General features: G+C 56.5%; 13 protein-coding genes. 1 reads left to right on the top strand and 12 read right to left on the bottom strand.

Annotation, left to right across the window (positions count from 1 at the left end; genetic code table 11):
- Positions 1-149: 149 nt before the first annotated feature.
- Positions 150-4,022, top strand: a complete 3,873-nt coding sequence (locus OHL22_RS00275; RefSeq protein ID WP_263332016.1) for an alpha-amylase family glycosyl hydrolase — start codon at positions 150-152, stop codon at positions 4,020-4,022.
- Here OHL22_RS00275 and OHL22_RS00270 read toward each other — a convergent pair.
- The 12 genes from OHL22_RS00270 to OHL22_RS00215 all read right to left on the bottom strand — a co-directional run bounded on the left by OHL22_RS00270 (position 4,019) and on the right by OHL22_RS00215 (position 19,745).
- On the bottom strand, positions 4,019-4,858 hold the full coding sequence (locus OHL22_RS00270; protein ID WP_263332014.1) for a cytochrome c oxidase assembly protein: 840 nt from the start codon (positions 4,856-4,858) through the stop codon (positions 4,019-4,021). The two genes, OHL22_RS00275 and OHL22_RS00270, sit on opposite strands and share 4 nt — an antisense overlap.
- A 3-nt stretch (positions 4,859-4,861) precedes the next feature.
- On the bottom strand, positions 4,862-6,403 hold the full coding sequence (locus OHL22_RS00265) for a cytochrome b N-terminal domain-containing protein (RefSeq protein ID WP_263332011.1): 1,542 nt from the start codon (positions 6,401-6,403) through the stop codon (positions 4,862-4,864).
- On the bottom strand, positions 6,400-7,035 hold the full coding sequence (locus tag OHL22_RS00260; RefSeq protein ID WP_263332009.1) for a QcrA and Rieske domain-containing protein: 636 nt from the start codon (positions 7,033-7,035) through the stop codon (positions 6,400-6,402). Before OHL22_RS00260 ends, OHL22_RS00265 begins: the two co-directional genes overlap by 4 nt.
- 21 nt (positions 7,036-7,056) lie before the next feature.
- Positions 7,057-7,788 (bottom strand): c-type cytochrome, encoded by a 732-nt coding sequence (locus OHL22_RS00255; protein ID WP_263332007.1) that lies wholly within the window; start codon positions 7,786-7,788, stop codon positions 7,057-7,059.
- Complete coding sequence (locus tag OHL22_RS00250) at positions 7,785-8,660, bottom strand: cytochrome c oxidase subunit 4 (protein ID WP_263332005.1); 876 nt, start codon at positions 8,658-8,660, stop codon at positions 7,785-7,787. Before OHL22_RS00250 ends, OHL22_RS00255 begins: the two co-directional genes overlap by 4 nt.
- 27 nt (positions 8,661-8,687) lie before the next feature.
- Positions 8,688-9,284: a cytochrome c oxidase subunit 3 gene (locus OHL22_RS00245; RefSeq protein ID WP_263332003.1), complete on the bottom strand. Its 597-nt coding sequence runs from the start codon at positions 9,282-9,284 to the stop codon at positions 8,688-8,690.
- A 10-nt stretch (positions 9,285-9,294) separates the two neighbouring features.
- Positions 9,295-10,977, bottom strand: coding sequence for a cytochrome c oxidase subunit I (gene ctaD / locus OHL22_RS00240; protein WP_263332001.1), 1,683 nt, complete (start codon positions 10,975-10,977; stop codon positions 9,295-9,297).
- A gap of 21 nt (positions 10,978-10,998) precedes the next feature.
- A complete protein-coding gene (coxB, locus tag OHL22_RS00235) occupies positions 10,999-11,997 on the bottom strand; it encodes a cytochrome c oxidase subunit II (RefSeq protein WP_263331999.1) in 999 nt (332 codons plus the stop codon).
- A 487-nt stretch (positions 11,998-12,484) separates the two neighbouring features.
- Positions 12,485-13,540 carry an NHL repeat-containing protein gene (locus OHL22_RS00230; RefSeq protein ID WP_263331997.1) on the bottom strand — a complete coding sequence of 352 codons (1,056 nt, stop codon included), beginning with the start codon at positions 13,538-13,540 and terminating at the stop codon, positions 12,485-12,487.
- Entirely contained in the window at positions 13,537-14,949 is a 1,413-nt protein-coding gene (locus OHL22_RS00225; protein WP_263331995.1) for a c-type cytochrome domain-containing protein, read from the bottom strand. Before OHL22_RS00225 ends, OHL22_RS00230 begins: the two co-directional genes overlap by 4 nt.
- Positions 14,946-16,490, bottom strand: a complete 1,545-nt coding sequence (locus OHL22_RS00220; RefSeq protein ID WP_263331993.1) for a DUF1501 domain-containing protein — start codon at positions 16,488-16,490, stop codon at positions 14,946-14,948. Before OHL22_RS00220 ends, OHL22_RS00225 begins: the two co-directional genes overlap by 4 nt.
- Positions 16,491-16,499: 9 nt before the next feature.
- On the bottom strand, positions 16,500-19,745 hold the full coding sequence (locus tag OHL22_RS00215; RefSeq protein ID WP_263331991.1) for a DUF1553 domain-containing protein: 3,246 nt from the start codon (positions 19,743-19,745) through the stop codon (positions 16,500-16,502).
- Positions 19,746-19,747: the final 2 nt, after the last annotated feature.

Here is a 19,747-nt window from a genome sequence, read left to right as displayed (position 1 = left end):
CTCATAGAGTAGAGATAGCACCGACCGTCATTTCCGCAGGAATACAATTCAGCAAGTCAATAGTCGTGCTGCCGTTGTAGCATCATTCTTTCTCTTGCGCTTCGCAGTCGCCAGAGTGTGTGCAATTCAGGATTTTCGGAGCTGTTTTCATGGAATTTCATATTTCCCGAGCTATTCGTTCTCAACTCGACTTCGACGGGCTCCTCTTCAGCTATACGGGCAACGTGGTCTTTGCCAATGTGGCTGCGGCTCGCAAGCTGGCTGCACAGTTCAATGCGCTCCATCTCCCAGGCAACGCTCCGGAAAAGATCATCAACGGCGGTGCTCTTTTTGCCATGGGACTGATCGATGAGCTGAATCACGCGTTGGTAGCTCGTTACCGCGAAGAGGTCGACCCTGCCGTTCTTTCTGAGGCGCTTCGTTGGTTCGCGGATAAGGTTGGTCCAGAAAATGTCGATCATCTTCTTCTCTCCTTTGTTGAGCACTTTCCGACCGTCGATGTCTACCAGGGTCATCTCAGCGCCAGCCAGTGGCTCGCCGGCAACACTGAGAATCGCTCTAATCGTGAAGTAGCTCTCGAAGAGCTCATGCTGCTCTGGCTCACCAACATCAACCCAGCCTTCAGCAATTTCCGCGAACTCTTCGACGACTCCGCGCTTAAAGCCTCGACGCCATACCCCGGCGTCACCTCGGGCTTACCTGCCTACCTCGGAACCCGCCCGCCGCTCGCCCCCGAGGCAGGCAGCCTCTTCGAAGCGCTCTCCGCGCCCATGCGCTCTGCGCCCGACTCTCTCACGGGCCAGCTCGACTTCATCCGCGAGAACTGGTCCCGCTACCTCGGCGAAGACCTGCGTCGTGTTCTTCTTGCTATCGACGTAGTCCGCGAAGAGGACCTCGCTATCTGGATGCGCTTCAACCCTCCTCAACCAGACTGGCATCGTCACGCCGCTCCCGGTTTCGGCGGTGAAGGCTTCATCGGGGACGAATACGTCGGTTTCGATCAGGAATTTGGCGGCGAATACATCATCGATGCAGACGGTGTCCGGCGCCGCCGCTACGATCACGACTATCAAGCTCCTCTGACCGAATATGAAGCCTTCAGCGCAGATCAAAGCTGGATGCCCAATGTCGTCCTGATGGCCAAGAGTACGTATGTCTGGCTTGAGCAACTTTCGCAGAAGTACGGCCGCCATATCCACCATCTCGACCACATTCCAGATGAAGAGCTTCACCTGCTCGCGGAACGCGGTATTACTGGCCTTTGGCTCATCGGCCTCTGGGAACGTAGCATCGCCTCCCGCACCATCAAGCGCCTGCGCGGCCACAGCGATGCCGTGGCCTCTGCCTATTCCCTCAAGGAATACAACATCGCCGAAGACCTCGGAGGCACGACGGCATATAGCCATCTTCGTGACCGCGCAGCAGCCTTCGGCATACGCCTGGCCAGCGACATGGTGCCCAACCATATGGGCATCGACTCGCCATGGGTTATCGACCATCCCGAATGGTTTATCTCCCGCCCCGACAGCCCTTATCCGGCCTATTCTTTCAACGGACCTGACATCTCTCCTGACCCGCGCGCCGAAATCAAGATCGAAGACCACTACTACGATCAGTCCGACGCCGCCGTCGTCTTTCGCCTTCGCCATCATCACGACGGCTCGACCCGCTTTGTTTATCACGGCAACGACGGCACCTCCTTTGCCTGGAATGACACCGCGCAGCTCGACTATTCCAAAGCTCGCATCCGCGAACACGTCATCCAGACCATCCTCCACGTTGCGCGCCAGTTCCCCATCATCCGCTTTGACGCCGCCATGGTCCTCGCCAAGCGCCATGTCCAGCGCCTCTGGTTCCCATTGCCCGGCGTAGGCGGCTCCATTCCCTCGCGTGCCGAATACGCCATGCCGCAGGAGGCCTTCGACGCACTCATGCCTCACGAATTCTGGCGTGAAGTCGTAGACCGCGTCGCCGCCGAAGTTCCCGGCACGTTGCTGCTTGCGGAAGCTTTCTGGCTGCTCGAAGGCTACTTCGTTCGCACCCTCGGCATGCACCGCGTTTACAACAGTGCATTCATGGTGATGCTGCGTGACGAGGAAAACGCCAAGTTCCGCTCCTACCTGAAGAAAACCATCGAATTCGATCCCGACATCATGAAGCGTTACGTCAACTTCATGAGCAATCCAGATGAAAAGACCGCCATCGACCAGTTCGGATGGGGCGACAAATACTTCGGCGTCTGCACCATGCTGGTTACGCTTCCCGGACTGCCCATGTTCGCGCATGGTCAGATCGAGGGCTACACAGAACGTTACGGGATGGAGTTCAAACAGGCCCGCATGAAGGAGCAGATCAATGAAGGCCTCGTCGGCGGTCACATGCACTTCATCGCCCCACTGCTGCGCAACCGCGCGCTCTTCGCCGAGAGCCATAACTTCGTTCTCTACGACTTCTGGACCGACCACGGCACCGTAGACGAGAATGTCTTCGTTTACTCCAACCGCCTCAACGATCAGCGCTCCCTCGTCATCTATAACAATCGCTATGGCGGCACGCGCGGCACTATCCACACCTCCGCCGCATCCATGGACAAGTCCAGCGGCAACCTGCGTCAGACCTCACTCGCAACAGGCCTGGCTCTCACCGATAACGGTAGTGCCATCTTCGCTTATCGCGATACGCACGGCGATCTTGAATACCTTCGCCGCGCCTCCGATTTCTATCATCACGGTCTCACGCTCGACCTTCGCAACTACCAGACCGTCGTCTTGCTTAACTGGCGTGAGCTGTACTCCACCGCCGAGCAGCCATGGGATGCGCTCTGCGACGCACTCGCCGGTCGCGGCGTTCCCAGTGTAAACGAAGCTCTCCTTGAACTACGTTTCCGTCCTGTTCGCCAGGCTCTGCGCGAAGCGATCAGCTTAACCAATATTCACCGCTTCGCCGAGGTTGCTGCCGACCCGCATCGCAGATTTGCAGCACAGATCGGAAAGCAGCAACTTGATTCCGCCGCGAAACCGGCCACCGAAACTCCCTTGACGGCTGCCGAAAAAACAGCCCCACTTTCAGAAGCCATCTCTGAAACCGAGCCGATAATCGAGACCCCATCACAACCGACAGAATCCGATGCGACCGCGATACGCGTCGGATTCGACATTCGCCTGGCTGCATTCCTCGAGCAAAGCAGTCAGGTATTCGAACGCATCGCAGAACACCTGCCGGAAGAGCTGCACGAAGCTGTAGTGCAATCTTCTCTGACACACAACGAAGAAACCAATTCGAGCTCCGCAGCGGCTACTGCACCGACCAAGTCTCTCGCACAGATTTACGCAGCAGCCTCGACTACCCTCGCCGATTCCGCTGCGCGTCTACCCCATCTGGAGCGCAGCTTCTCCGACGCTTGGCCTTCTGCAATCCGGCTCGTGCTTCCGAGTAACGCGCCAGGCATCTCGCTTGAGCGCACCTGGGCTCCCGTCCTCGCGTGGATCACTCTCCAGAGCGTACCCGCCAAAGGCAGCCATCTCACCATCTTCGAGCAACTCCACTTGCGCTCCGCCCTCGCCGAGGTCTTCTCAGCTATCGGATTGGAGCCCGCCCGGACCTGGCATCACGCCGCAATGGTATATGTTCTGCAGCTGCAGTCCGATCATCCAACTGCTACCTTCGACTCTGAAGAGTTCTGGTCCGATCCCGATGTCCGCTGGCTCGTCGGTGTAAACGAACACGAAGGCAAACTGTACTTCAACAAAGAACTTTTCGAGGAGCTTCTCTGTTGGATTCAGCTTCCCGCACTCCTGGCCATAGCCGAAGAACCCACACGCAATCTACGCGCCCTCGCTCTCATTGAGGCAGAGGTCGCATCGGCTATCCGACGCGCTCACGCCGCAAGCTTCGACCTGCGCAAATACCTCAGTCCGAACGCAACTATGGAAGTCAGCCGCAAAACCACCGAAAACACAAGCTTGATTCTTGAAGAGGAAATTGACGCGGATGAAACTTCAGAACAGTCGATATCCAGTTAGGCTCGAGCCCGGCGTTCATGGCTGTGAAACCCCGCAAGCCGCATCGTGATCATAGCCGCGGGCACCAGGAAGACCGTAGATCCGAAAACCCACATCACCACTGCGCCCAGCACCTGGTCATCCAGCTGCGACACCTGAAATAGGTTCCCGTGCGTTAGGTAGTAGGAATAGACTGGCCGCCCGCAGAACGCGAGAAATGCCGACAACATCGTGTTCACCGCATCAGCCGTAACCAGGTACAGCAGAATGCCCCAGTTCTGCTCCTCTTTCTTTGCAGGCCAAGGCCGCAGCACGCACCACCAGAACAGCAGCGACGTGCTCAGAAAGCACAGATGCTCCACAACATGCCAGTTCTCGTGCTCCAGAGCGAAGTTGTAAGCTGTCGGCACATGCCACCCCAGCAGACTCAAATTCATCAACAGCCACGCTACCGGCGGTTTCACCAATCCATGCCCCAATGCACGCAGCCATCGCCGCCTCAACAGCGGGCCGCCAACGCGCTTCACTACGACGCGCGGCAATCCACGCAACAGTGGCACCACCGGCATGCCATACAACAGCAACGGCGGCACCACCGACATTAGCAGCAGATGCTCAATCATGTGCGCGCTCAACAACGCATCAGCAAATCCATCCATAGGCGAACCGATCGCCAGCCACAGTATTGCCAGCCCTGACAAGAACGACATCAGGTGCATATCGGTGAACTGTTCTTTGCGTGTCTTCCGGATCGCAAACCAGCCACGCACATATAGCAACGCGGCAATCAACACCGATAATGTCAGCCAGATCGGCAGCGTCCACTCGTTGAAGATTTCTTCAACCGCCAGAGACATCGTCTATGGCGTCTCCGGCAGCGGTTTCGAGTTGAGCCATTGCGGCCGCTGCAGTTCGCTCGTATCCGTCAACTTGCGCGAAGCATTGATCGCAGGCCCATGATTCCCTTCCCGCAGCGTCATTAGAAACGCCACCAGCGCCTTCGTCTCCGCAGGATTGAGCGCGTTGCCATAAGCCGGCATATTTCCGCCGCCTTGCAGCACCTGACGGATCATCTGATCCTCCGTCATCCGCGAAGCAATGCCGTCGAGCGCCGGCCCACGCAGTCCGCCCGTACCGTCTAGAGAATGGCAGTTACGGCACTGCTTCTGCTGGAGCACCAGTGCGCCCTGCCGCTCCAGCGGCGTGCGATCATGCAGATACTTCACTGGTACCGCATCGCCTGACCACGCATCCATCACAGGGCTCCACGGTGTATACATGCCAAGCTTCTGAAACGCCCCCAGTGCCACCGCAATCACAAGCAGCATCAGCACCGCCACCGGCCTGCGCGACCAGTGCCGCTCACCTTCCGGCGAAACCAACGGCAGCGCAAGCATCGCGATAATCGCCACCGCCGGAACAATCAGCAGAAATGGCGTTTCCATCGACGGCGGCAAAAACGCCAGCAGCGCATACAGCCACAGAAATGGAGGATCAGGCTTCGGTGCCGTCTGGATGATCGTCGGATCAGGCTGCCCACCCGGTCCGAAGGGGCCGAAGAAATAAGCGCATGCCATCACCGCCAGCAGGATCACGGCAGCAAAAACAGCATCCTTCCACGCCGCATCCGGCACAAAAGGAATGCCCGACTTCTCAGCGAGTTCGTGATACTCCTTCTGGTAGGTCGACTTCGTAACGATGCGTCCCGGCATCGGCCAGTCACTCACGCCATGAAACAGCGTCATCCAGATATGCAGTCCCGCCGCGCCAAGCAAAATGCCCGGAATCACAAACACATGCAGCGCAAAAAATCGTGACAGCGTAGCAGCCCCAATGATTGGACCACCCAGCAGCAGATGCACCAGTGGCGCGCCGACAAACGGCACACGGGACATGATCGATGCACCAATACCAAGGCCCCAGTATGCATCCTGATCAAAGCGCATCACCTGCCCGGTAAACGCCATGCCCAGCGTCAGCAGCAAGAGACCCACGCCAAGAATCCACGTAAACTCGCGCGGAAACTTGTACGACCCGAACAAAAAAACCTGCACCATGTGAATAATCACAATGGCGACCATGAAATCCGAACCCCATCCATGCATTGCGCGCAAAAACCACCCCAGCGCAATGTTGTGATTGATGAAATTCAGATTGCCCCAAGCCTCATTCGCCGACGGGCTGTACACCAGCGCGAGGAGAATGCCCGTTACCACTTGCAGCACCAACAACACAGTTGCTGCGCTGCCAAATACGTACATCCAGCTTGCGTTGTTCTCCGGCGTCGGATGCATCGCCGCCTTGATCGTCGGCCCGAAGAGTCCCAGCCGCTTCTCAAGCCAGTCATATACACCCACGCTGGCGCGTACCAGTGGATTGCTCGGCTTCTTATCGTCGCTCATGCTTCCGACCTCGTATCCGCCGATTGAATCTGTACCAATTTCTTCTCTCGGTCCGCCCCTCCGCATGACGCCTGCGTCGACAGCGTTGGCATATCGCCCGCATGAATCGACAGCGTATTCCCGCTCACCTGATAGCGGTACTCAAACAGTCCGCGCTCCGGCGGTCCCGAAGCTCTCGACCCATCCTGGTAATAAGCGCCGCCATGACACGGACACATAAACAAATGCGACTCCGGAAACCACCGCACCGGGCAATTCAGATGCGCGCAATTGATCGCAAACACCTGGAACTGCTGCTGCGCAATCCTGCGCACCCAGCACGCTGTCTTCGCTGTCTCTCCGTCGCCAATCCGCGCCGTCGGGCTCACGAACTCTGCCAGCCGTGTCTCACCGACGGGAAAGCCATCAAGAGTTCCAAGCGAAACCCAGCCGCCTACATCCGAGCTTTTCTTCATCGTCGGACCCAGCAGATAGCCCACCACCGGCACCGCCAGCACAGCACCTACCGCAGCGTTCAATGCTACAGAGAGCTTAAAGAGAAACGTCCTGCGCGAGTGCTCCGCTGCTTTCTGTTCCGGCGTCTTCACCGGCGCGCTATCCATTGCTTCTGGATGCTCCAAATGCTCGCTCATATCCGTCCCCAATCCCTCTTACTAGTGCTGATATACCTGGCCCGGTGTCTCCACGCGATGCGAAGCCAGCCACGCAACAATATCGGTAATCTCCTGATCGGTCAGTACATGCGTAGCATCGCCCACCTTCGCCGACTTCCAGTCCGGCATGCCCTGCACGGGCTGCCCACTGATGATCACACTGCGCAACCCCTGATCGCTCACTAGCGCCAGATAGGTCGGATCCACGATCGACCCAATATGCTTGTCCGCAATCCCTGCGCCATCGCTGCCGTGGCATCGACCGCAGTACGTACCATACGCGGCCTGTCCATGCGCCGCGTCGCCCTTACTCGTGCTTGCATACGCTGGAGGTTTCACTTCACCTAGCTGCGAAGCATTCGACCACGACTTCTCCATCCCTTGAACAAGCGCATCGATCTGCTGATCCGTCAGCATTCCTCCCGCCGACTTTGCAAACGCAGGCATCGCAGTGCCCTGCACACCGCCAGAAATAATCCGCTTCAGATCCGCTTCACTGGCCATCGCTAGATACACCGGATTGGCCAGCGCAATCGCCGCCCCATTCTGTCCATGCTCTCCGTGGCAACCGGCACAGTTGTGTGCATACAGCGTCTCAAAATCCACCACTTGTTCAGGACGTGTCACCGCTTCGCGATTCGAATTCATCGCCTGATAACCGGGCGGCGTCTGGCAGCCAATCACAGCCAGCGAACCCAATAGCATCGGAATGCTTAGCAAGCGCAGCTTCATGCCTGATTCTCTTCCTCATTCTTCTTCCCGGCTGCATCATCTGTCGGAGCACCCGTGCCCGGCCCCATTTCGAAGCCGGCGCGAACCGCGAACGGCAACGCCTGAAACTGCGGCGTGCGCACCTTGTCATGCAGGTTCACTACAAACCCGCACACCAGCCCAAAGAAAATCTGTGAAGCCACAAACCAGAACCACTCAATCCGTTGATTCAGAATCGGGCTCACCACGCCGATCGCAGTGTGCATCAACCCCGTAAAGATCAATGGCACTACGAAACCGGCGGAAAGGATCGGATACTTCGGGAACATATGCAGCATTGCCACATACAACAGCCCAACCAGTATCGAGATCATTCCGTGAATCGCCGTCGCCGCCAGCAATCCCCGAAGATGAAACTCTCCCAGGAACTGATTGCTCGCTCCCGCCCAGCTTACAAATCCACCCGCTGCCATCAGGTTTACGGCATACCAGAAACTGTGATACTTCACCACGCTGAAGATGCCCGCAGGCACTGTCATCGCAAAGCCGCCTGCAAGACCACCTTTGATACCGCTCGAAATGCGAAACGATTCAATCGGCAATATCTTGCGCCGCTCATCGCTGATGGGCGCCGCTTTCAGTAACCGTCGAGCCGTCTCGACGCGAATCTCTTCCGTCTCCACCGGCACTGGCTCGTGCGCCTCATGTGGCAGCACCTGGCGAAACCAGCCCACGCTACCCATCAATATCAGCACCAATCCCAGTGCACCGATATAGACCGACGTCACCAGTGCTGTCACCAGCAACGCGACGCCCAGAGCGAGCACTATCGGCCATACCGTCGGCGTCGGCAACTGAATCTGTCCCGTTGTCGTCGCATCATCGTGATGCATAGCTTCTCCTCATTCAACCCCTCACAGCTAACGGCAGAACACGTATACCACCAGGAACACCACGATCCACACCGCATCTACAAAATGCCAGTAAAGCGACAGCACCTCCAGCTTCTCGGAGTGCGCGCTCGTCATCTGCCCCGTGAGCGAAAAAATCAGCGACAGCGACAGCATGATCAATCCCACAATCACGTGACTCGCGTGCAGCCCTACCAGCGAATAGAACGTTGTACCAAACAAGTTCGTGGAGATCGTTAGCCCATCGTGATAGATCAGCTGATACCACTCCTGACCGGTACCAACTAAAAAGATTCCACCCAGCAGCACCGTTAACGCCAGCCACAAAGACGTCGCATTCCGCTTGCCGTGATGCAGCGCTGAACCCGCAAAGTGGACAGTAATGCTGCTCGATATCAGACATATCGACGTGAAGATCGGCAGTTCCAGAACCTCATGCGGCGTTGGTCCGCTCAGGCTCTTTCCTGCGTAATACAGGTAGGCCACGATGAAGATGATGAAGATCGAAGCCTCGGCAATGATCAGGCATGCCATACCAACCACGCCCTTCGAGGGCTGCTTCCATTCACCGACCGCACTGTGAGGAATCGTTGCAACGTTGCTCATCGTTTCGTCCTCACCCCTCGTATTTGCTGTCCGGATCGTTCGGATGCTTCAGATCCCATAACGGCCTGCGGCTTTCCACCGTCGGTGTCTCAGCGAAGTTGTACGCTGGCGGCGGCGATGCCGTCGACCACTCCAGCGTCCACGCATCCCACGGATCAGCGCCTGCTTCCTTGCCCTTGAAGTACGAATGAACAAGGTTATAGACAAAGATCAAAGTTGCAATCCCCTGGATCGCACCTCCAATCGAAACCGCCATATTCAAGCCAGCCCATCCGCGATCGGCCTCGTAGGTATAGATCCTGCGCGGCATGCCTAACAGACCCGGAATATGCATCAGGTCAAACGTCACATGAAATCCGATAAGGAACAGCCAGAAGTGCCACTGTCCAAGTTTCTTGTCGAGCATGCGTCCCGTCATCTTCGGATACCAGTAATAGAACGCCGCGAAAATCATGAAGACAATCGCGCCCACCAGCACATAGTGAAAGTGCGCAACCACGAAGTACGAGCTTCCAAGCTGCCAGTCAAACGGCGAAACCGACAGCATGATGCCCGTCAGACCTGCCACAACAAACTGAAACAGGAATCCCAGCGAGAAGAGCATAGGAACTTCAAAGTGAATCTTCCCGCCCCACAAGGTCGCAAGCCAGTTGAATACTTTAATGCCCGTAGGCACTGAGATAACCATCGTCGAAAAAGTGAAGAATGCATTCCCCGGAGCCCCGAGTCCAACCGTAAACATATGGTGGGCCCATACCGTAAGACTGATAAATCCAATGCCCACCGTAGCTGCCACCATCGCCGGATAGCCAAAGATGGCCTTCCGTGAGAACACAGGAATAATCTCGCTGGCAAATCCAAACGCCGGCAGGACCAAAATGTAGACCTCTGGATGCCCGAAGATCCAGAAGAAGTGCATCCAGAGCACCGCCGATCCACCAGCCTGCGTATCGAAGAAATGCGCCCCCAGATACCGGTCCAGCATCAGCATGATCTGCGCCGCGGTCAGCGGGCTGATCGTGACAAACACCAGCCCAGAAGTCACTAGGTAGAGCCATGCCAGCAGCGGCAGCCGGTTCATCTTCATGCCTGGGCACCGCATGCACAGAATCGTCGCCACAATATTTAGTGCCGTTCCGATACTGCCCACGCCGCTCACCAAGATCGAGAGCGTCCAGTAATCAGTACTATGCCCTGGCGAAAAAACCCGCGCCGTCAGAGGCGCATAGGCAAACCAACCCACATCCGGTGCACTACCCGCGCCATACATGCCGCTACCGCCAAAGTAGCTGTAGTACAGCAAAAAACCACCAAATGCCGAGATCCAGAAGCTGAAAGCATTCAATCGCGGAAATGCCATATCCCGTGCGCCGATCATCAGCGGCACGAGATAATTTCCAAACCCAAATAGAATTGGCATGCCGGCGAAAAACACCATCGTCGTGCCATGCATCGTAAACAGCTGATTAAAGGTCTGCGGCGAGACGAAGTGATTATTGGGAACCGCGAGCTGGATGCGCATCATCAACGCTTCCACGCCGGCTATGAGTAAAAAGATCAACGCATAGCCGATATACATCAGCCCGATCTTCTTGTGATCGACCGTCGTCAGCCATTCCTTCACTACATCGAAGACGCGGCCGCGTGGAGCATGCACCGTGCGATCAACGACTGCCGTGGTTTGCGTTGCCATCTTCCGCTTTCCTTCCCGCTTCTACTTCAGTGATGTAAGGTACGCTGTCACCAGATCCAGATCGTGCTGATTCAAATGCATCGCTGGCATCAACGCTCCCGGCTTAAATGCCGCTGGATCATCGATAAATGCGCGAATGTTCTCCGGAGTGTTCTTCACAGCGCCGGACGCAATAGTGTCCCGACTCGCCAAATGCGTGAGGTCCGGACCGAACCGCCCCGTCGCAACCGTTCCCGAAACTGTGTGGCAACTAATGCAGGAATTGTGCTCAAACACTGCCTTACCTGCTGCAACGCTGGTGTCGTCTGCCGCCGGTTTCTTCTGTTGAGCGACCCACGCAGCAAACTGATCTGGCGTATCCACGTACACGCGCAACAGCATCTTCGCATGCTGCGTGCCGCAGTACTGCGCGCACTGCCCGAGATATAGACCCGTCGTCTGCGGGTCCACCCACATCACGTTGACCTTGTTGGGAATCACATCCAACTTGCCCGCAAGCCGTGGCACCCAGAAGCTGTGATCCGTATCCGCGGAAGACATCGTCAGATATGTCGGCAGCGGATCGGACGCACTGCTCACCGGTATGTGGAGCTCATTCGCCGTCACCACCCCCAGCTTCGGATACCTGTACTCCCACCAATACTGATGCCCGATCACCGTCACATCGATTCGTTTCGCCGGCTTCGGAATGCTCTCCGTAGAAAAAATCACGCGTGCTGTGGCGAGAAATAGCACCACAACTATCAGAATCGGAATCACCGTCCATGAAAGCTCAATCTGCATGCTGCCGTAGATTTGGGGTGGTTCATGGTCGGCCTGGGGACTCGACGGCTTGTGCCTGTACCGGATGAGTACAAAAATCAACAGCCCATATACCACCAAGAAGATTCCGCCCGTAATGCTGAGCACCAGCATGGACAGATCAAAGATGGAGTGCGCAGGCGTGGCCGATGGAGAAAAGATCGAGGTCGGCGACTGAGCCGCTAGAAAATCAACGATGCTTGCCGGAAAAAGTCTCATAGACGCAACTATCGTCATCACCATTCGAAGCCTGTCGAATCACCGGGCTTCAGGTTTTCGTCAATCGCATCTGCCCTGAATTATTGTTGCAGGCCGACGCGGATGAGCGCGAATAAGCAGCTATTGAACAACACCGGGGCCAGCGCCTTCATACTAGCACGCACTCCAATGCCCAACACTACGAAGATCGACAGATTTTCATCACCAACTGGGATGTCTGATCTGCTTCTATGGTTTCGCGCTTTTTCAAGGCCGGGTTCAATATGCGGCACGAAAAGGAAATTCCCTGTAAATACACGGTATCTGATCCCTGCTGTACAAAACAGGGACGTGTGGTTAAAGCCTCATCCGACAGGAATCAGGATGGCTGCCTTCCGGCAGGTCTGTATCCGATCAATCGTTATCCGATGCCCATCAATTGACCGACGTTGCTAATCTCGCTTGCCTGAAAGGCGAAACTGCAGTAATAAAATCGCCCGCAACCAGATCAGCCCAGGAAACGCCTAAGCCTGTTCACGCGGCCGATATGATTCCAGTCGGAGATGTATACATTTGCCTCGCGGTCCACAAAACAGCCGTGAGCCGCGCTGAATGTAGCAGGCGCGATCATCGCCGGATCAAGATCGTAGTTGGCCCACTGCTTCTTCTGGGGATTGTCGCCCAGGAAGGCGACCGGAACATTGTCTAGATCGAGGATAACGGCACGGCCTTCGAGTTCGGAAACAATCGCATAATCTCCGTAGAAGCTGACCTGGCATGGACGGCGAAGATGCTCCGTCACGGTGCGTACATATTTGCCGTCCAGGTCAAAGTGGCAAAGGCGGCGATTCTCGCGGTCGCAGACCAGCAGAAGCGGCTGGTTGTAGCGCGTGTCCAGAGCGAGGCCATGGCTGCAATTCAGCAATCCCGGATCTGACCCCTTCCCGGAATAGCTCTTGAGGAAATTGCCGCTGCGGTCAAAGCGAAAGATACGGGAATCGCCATAACCATTGGCTATGAAGATGGAGCCATCGGGCGCAGGCAGAGCCGCGGTAATGCGCCATTCGTTCGGTGTCTTGAAGCCCGCTTCTACAGGCGCAGTGATTTTCAGCACCGGAGTGCCATCCGTCCGCATTTTGACGAAAAGCCAGTTTTCTTCCGGCGTGCCCTTTTGAACGGTTGTGTAAAAGTACTCTTTGCCGCCTTCTTCGGCGTGCACCATCGAGTGCACTTCAGGAAACTCGTGCGCGATAGATTTGAGTAGCCTGCCTTCCCGTGAATAGACGAGGATACCTGTTTGGCTCTGCGTGCTGACGTAAATATTGCCTGCGTTGTCTTGCGCAACAGCGCCATGCGTTCCACCGAAAGCAGTACCTTCCGTAAGAGCCCCCCAACCCGGCATGACTTCGTAAGTCCACTCTCCATTTCCGGTCATCACGGTCTGTGCGAAGTTGTCGCCAGCACTGGAGCGAGCAAAGGCCGGCGTGACAGAGGCAACAGCGGCAGTGGTGCAGGCAGCGGCTATGAAGGCGCGCCGCGAGTTTTGATTGCTGTGGTGAGTCATGGTGTCTTCCTTGCAGAGGTATCGTCAGGCTGCGCCGCTGTATTGAAGAGATACACATGACGCAGGTTCGGCATCTTCTTGAGCACTGTGACAGAATCCGGCGTCACTTTTGTGCTGCTCAGGTTGAGATAAGTCAGTTGTGAGAGCGCACTGAGCTTCGCAATGCCAGTACCTGTGATCGATGTTCCTTCCAGATGCAGAGCACGCAGATGCGTAAACCTGCTCAGCGTGTCAAAAGCGGCATCCGTTACCGCAGTGCGGCCAAGTTCGGCTTCCACTATATAAGGCGCGAATTTCTGCAATTGCGCAAGCTGCGCGTCTCCAAAGGTTGATGAGATATCGACAGTGCGAAGAATCAGCCCGTCGGATGCCTTGCCTGAGACAGGCACGAGCTTGGCTCCCTGCCCTTGCTGCATACGCAGAATTTCGGGCATCAGCGCACTGTAATCATCGACAGGCTGCGGCGGTGGCTCGCTGTGATCGGCCGCAATGTTAACTCCGGGAACCGTGGTGGCAATAGGAGATGCTCCAGCAAGAATCCATGCTCGAATCCAGGAGATTTCTTCGGTCGTAAGCGGTGTGCGTCCCTCGGCTGGCATGAAGTGCCGGTCGGTATTCGGAAGCGTTACTCGCTTGAGCAGCATGCTGGCGTCCGGCTTACCAGGCAGAATACTCGTTCCGTCCTGCCCACCGCGCATAAGCCGATCGTAGGTGTCGAGACGCAGCCCGGCCTTAGCATTACTGGCGCTGTGGCATGAGACGCATTTAGCGTCAAGCACAGGATTAATATGGCGCGCATAAAAAGAATCGGGGCTGACGTTCTCGCCGCTGCTGATTCTCAAAAGCGGGCGCAGCGCTGTGGGCATGTAATGGGTAAGATAGTCGCTGCCGTGCGAGATGGAGCCACCCTGATGCGATGTCCAGACAAGCACAAGCAGCGTGGCCACGAGCAACGACGGATAGATGTTGGCTTGCGCGCGAGCCGCCCACGCGGGACGCATCAGCACGCACAGCATGAGTCCGATGCAGAGCGCAATCGCCCCACTCATATGAAGCGTAACGGTTGTGCCTGAGTCGCCTGCTCCATAGGCCAACATATAGCCGAGAGCAAGTGTTGGCAGCGCAACAATCAGCGCGACACTAAGGACAAAGCCTGCGGCTTCGCGAAGCGCGGGGCGTTTCACTCCGGTGATTTCAAGCACCGGAACCAGAACGATGAGCCCGATCGGTAAATGCAGCAGAACAGGATGAAATCGCCCGAAGAATTGCAGCCAGTCGCCATGTGCTCGGCCATCGAGACGAAATACGAATGGTAAAGCAATGAGCATAACGCTCACGCCCAGAACGCGAATCCATGCCGATCGTGCGATAGAGGTACGTCGTACAGTGATCTTTTCGGCAGCGATCACGCGAGCAGATCCTTGACGACAAACGCGGGCAAGGGCCCGGTAAGCCGTTGGTCAAGCCCCTGGAAGTTATAGGTGAGCTTGTTGTGGTCGATGCCGAGGCAGGCGAGAATCGTCGCATTGAAATTGCGTACGTGAACGGGATCCTTGGCCACGTTATAGCTATAGTCGTCTGTCTCGCCGTAAGTAATGCCAGGACGCACGCCTCCGCCAACCATCCACGTCGTAAAGCAGCGCGGGTGGTGGTCACGGCCGTAATTATCGGCGCTTAGCCCGCCCTGGCTGTAGACAGTGCGGCCAAATTCACCAGCCCAGATGACGAGTGTATCGTCGAGCAGTCCACGGCGCTTGAGGTCCGTGACAAGCGCATAAGAGGCGCGATCTGTCTCCTGACAAAGGATGGGAAGTGTGCCCACGACATCGCCGTGAACATCCCAGCCACGCTTGTAGATTTGCGTAAAGCGCACGCCGCGCTCTGCCATACGGCGTGCGAGCAGACAGTTGTAAGCAAACGTGCCTGGCGTCTTTGCATCTGGCCCGTAAAGATCCCAGGTCGATTGCGGCTCTTTGCTGAGATCAGCCAACTCCGGAACTGACGCCTGCATACGGAAAGCCATCTCATACTGAGCGATACGTGCATTCGTTTCCGGGTCGCCGACTTCGGAAAGTGTCTGGCGGTTAATCTCTTCCACCGCATCGAGCATCTTGCGGCGAACTTCGCGATCGATGCCATCGGGATCAGCCAGATAGAGCACAGGATCGCCGCCCGAGCGAAGGCCAACGCCTGCATATTCAGACGAAAGAAAACCGCTGCTCCACAGACGTGAAGAAACAGGCTGATTATTCTCCTTCGGATTCGTCTTCGTCTGCAGCACGATAAATGTGGGCAGATTGTCGTTCATGCTGCCCAAACCATAGGCAAGCCATGCACCCATGCAAGGTTTGCCGGGATTCATGTTACCAGTATTGATAAACATGATCGCGGGCTCATGGTTGATGGCGTCCGTGTTGGTGGATTTGACGATAGTCAGATCATCGACCATGCGTGCGGTATAGGGCAGCAGATCGCTGACCCATGTACCGGTCTGACCGTGCTGTTTGAAAGCCCAGTGCGAGGGTGCAATCGGAAAACGCGACTGCCCTGCCGTCATGCCCGTAAGCTGCTGGTTGCCGCGAACCGAGTCCGGCATATCCTTGTTGAATTGCGAAGCAAGGTTCGGCTTGTAGTCGAGCATGTCGAGTTGCGGCGGCCCGCCAGACATGAAGAGATAGATAGCTCGCTTGGCCTTTGGTGCGAAGTGAGGCAGACCTAGATTATTGCGCGTCAGAAGCGCTGGATTCTTTGCGTCCGCACCATGGCCGTGCACCGCGGATTCGCCAAGAAGACCGGCAAGGGCAGCCCAGCCAAGCACCTTACCTGAGCGGCCAAGAAACCGGCGGCGTGTCTCCACGGCAGTCCATTCGCGCTTTAGCCCTACGGGAATCGGTAGCTGAGTAATATCGAGTTCTCGTTCGCAATCGGTACAGAGTGGGTGCTGCTTCATGGTTCCTCGCTACTTATTCAGCGTTTCGTCCAGATTAAGCATTTCGTTGGCGATCATCGTCCATGCGGCCAGCTCAGGTTCGGCAATATTGGTTGCGGGCTTACTTTCACCTTCATGCGTGAGTGCATGCGCAGCTTTAGGATCGGCGGTGTAGTGCTGCTGCATCTGTGCAAGGGATGACTCGAGCACCGCCGTCATCGATGGGCTTGCATCGTGCGCGAGAAGAATTTCGCTCATGCGATTAATGCGCGCTTCGGGCTTGGCTCCCGCTTCATGAATGGCGCGTTCGGCAAGCCCTCGCGCAGCTTCGATCCACTGCACGTCATTCATCGTAACGAGCGCCTGCAGCGGCGTGTCCGTGCGCTGCCGGCGAGTGCAGACAGTATCTCGCACGGGAGCATCGAATGCGTCCATGCTCGGCGGAGAAGCCATGCGCTTCCAGTATGTGTACATGCTGCGCCTGTAAAGTGCATCGCCATGATCCTGCACGTAAACAAGCGTATCGCTTGTCGGATAGCTCACCTGCTCCCACACATTCGGCGGCTGGTACGGTTTAACGCTAGGACCGCCGATACGCTCGACAAGCAGATCGCCCGATTGCAAGGCAATATCGCGAAGCATCTCCGCATCCATGCGGAACCGTGGACCATGTGAGAGAAGCAGATTGCGCGGATCTTTTGCGATCTGCTGTGGCGTCGATTTGGCGCTCTGGCGATACGTGGCAGACATCACCATCAGCTTGTACATATGCTTGATATTCCAACCGCTCTCGCGAAACTCCACGGCCAGCCAGTCGAGCAGTTCTGGATTGGTCGGACGCTGGCCCATGATGCCAAAGTCTTCCGTGGTTTCAACAATGCCCGTACCGAAGAGCTCATACCACATGCGATTTACGGTCACTCGCGCGGTAAGCGGATTTTTCGGACTGACAGTCCAGCGGGCAAGCGCAAGACGATTGCGTGGAAGACCCGCAGGAAGCGGCGGTAGATAGTGAGGCGTGTTGGCTTCTACGCGTTCTTCACGCGCCGCGTAGTTGCCGCGCTGCAGCACCGACGCATACGCAAGCGTCGGCTTTTCCCACGCAACTTGCGTGATATCGCCGCCGGCAGAGAGTTGGTCAAGCTGCGCATCCAACGCATTCATCTGCGCTTGCGTCTCACGGAAAGCTGGATCGACGCTGTTGAGGTAATACTCGGAGACAACATGCCACTGGTCCTCCGTCCATTGCGATGCTGGCTTCGACGTAATCTCAGCAACATAGTCTTCGAACGGTAGCCGGCGCACTTCATCCGAAGAGACTGAGCGGCCATAGAGCCGAATGTCCTGGTAGCGAAGCTCTTTCGCTGGATTGCTCTCCGGCGAACGCCATCCAAGCTGCATCGGGGCACTGGTGCGAATGCTCTCGCCGTTCAGCGTATCGGACTCGACTTGAGTTGCCGTGGAGTTGCCGTCCACAAAGATCTTCACACCCGATGCGCGGCCCGAGCCGTCATAGGTGAAAAAGATATGTCGCCATTTGCCGTCAGTTGGTAACGGCGTAACGGTAGAGACTCGGATGGCAACAAGCGGTGTTGTATCCGGCGGCGGCTCTTTCTTCGTAGGCTTTTTCTCTTCCTTCTTCTCGTTCTTTTTCTTCTCTTCTTTTTTCTTCGGTGGTTTGTACGCAGCCAGTTCTTGCTTGGTCAGATTTTCCGGCGAAGGATATTGAAACTGCTCTTTCGTATCGGAATGCTTTTTGTCCTTCGCATCCTTGGGCAAAGAGTGGACTAGTTCGACAGTAAGAATGCCGTTGCGAACAGTAAGATCCCAGCCGCGATCATGCTGCGTTACATCCATCTTGGAAAGGATGGCGCCAGGTTTGTCATCCAGCGCAAAGTACGGGGCCGAGCGGAACATCATCCACCCGCCGCCAGAAAACGCCTGGTTGCCCTCAAAGTCTCCGGCATGGTCAAGAACCACGTGTGTGTTCGACTGCATGCGGAAACTCGGCCAAAGCCATGTAGTCTCCCCCCATTGAGGAACGACCGTGGTGGCCTTGAATGTGGCTGGATTCGCCTGCGGCGCGCTGTTGTGAAGTACATCGCCGCTGCCCTCATCGAGACGGAGACGAACAAGCAGCTTGTCTGCTGAAACAGATTGCGGCGGGTTGCTATGCGACGCAAGCCAGCCCTGAACAAGACCACGCTCCTCCAACCGCATCGTACGCAACTTGGCGAGCAACTCGGAATGCTTTGCGTATACCCGATCGTAGGCCTCGCGATTCTGCGCCTTGGGTATGCGCACAACCGGCGTCCACACCGGGCGGTCGCCGTTGAAAGGCTTTTCGTCAATGTTGTTGAAGAAAGCGGAAAGCGAATAAAAGTCTTTTTGCGTGGTGGGGTCGAATTTGTGATCGTGACAGACGGCACAGCCCACCGTCAGCCCCAGAAAAGTAGCGCCATATGCTTCGGTGCGATCCCGGGCAATGTTAAAGCGCAGCTCTTCTGCGATAGTGCCGCCTTCATTCGAACTCTCACCCATCCGTACATAACCGCTGGCAATGAGAGGATCCAGCCCCTTGGCAGGAAGCAGATCACCGGCAATTTGCTCGACGGCGAATTGATCGAACGGTTTGTTGCCGTTAAAGGAACGAATTACATAGTCACGCCAGGGCCAGATATGGCGGCTGTTGTCGTAGTGCAGACCATAAGTATCAGCGTAGCGGGCATAATCCAGCCAATAGCGAGCGCGCTGCTCTCCGTAGGTCGGGCGCGCAAGCAGGTTATCCACCAGGCGCTCATACGCATTCGGTGAGTTGTCCTGCACGAAGGCGCGAACTTCATCAGGCGTCGGCAAAAGACCGGTGAGGTCGAGCGTGACGCGGCGAATCAACGTGGCTTTATCCGCCTCTGCCGATGGGGTAAGGCCAGCTTTGTCGAGTTTCGCAAGAACAAAGTTGTCGATAGGATTGCGCGGCCAGTTGGGATGCGAGGCCGGCTGCGGGACTGCTGGACGCGTGGGAGCCTCAAACGCCCAATGCGGCCGGTAAACGGCGCCTTCCTTTACCCACTCTTTTAAAGTGGCTATTTCACCGGCGCTCATCGGCTTGGCTTCGCCCTCTGAGGTTTGTGGCATCAGATAGTGCGAATCATGCGACTCGATGCGCTTGATCAACTCACTTCGTTCTGGATGCCCGGGCACAATCGCATCCGGATGGCCTGAACGTTTCTTCAGGGCATATTCGGCGAGGTCCAGTCTCAGCCCTCCCTTGCGCATCT

Origin of the sequence: Acidicapsa dinghuensis, assembly GCF_025685685.1 — a bacterium.
Lineage (GTDB): Bacteria > Acidobacteriota > Terriglobia > Terriglobales > Acidobacteriaceae > Acidicapsa > Acidicapsa dinghuensis.
The sequence above is the reverse complement of the archived record's forward strand: the minus strand, read 5'-3'. Positions and strand labels throughout refer to the sequence as shown.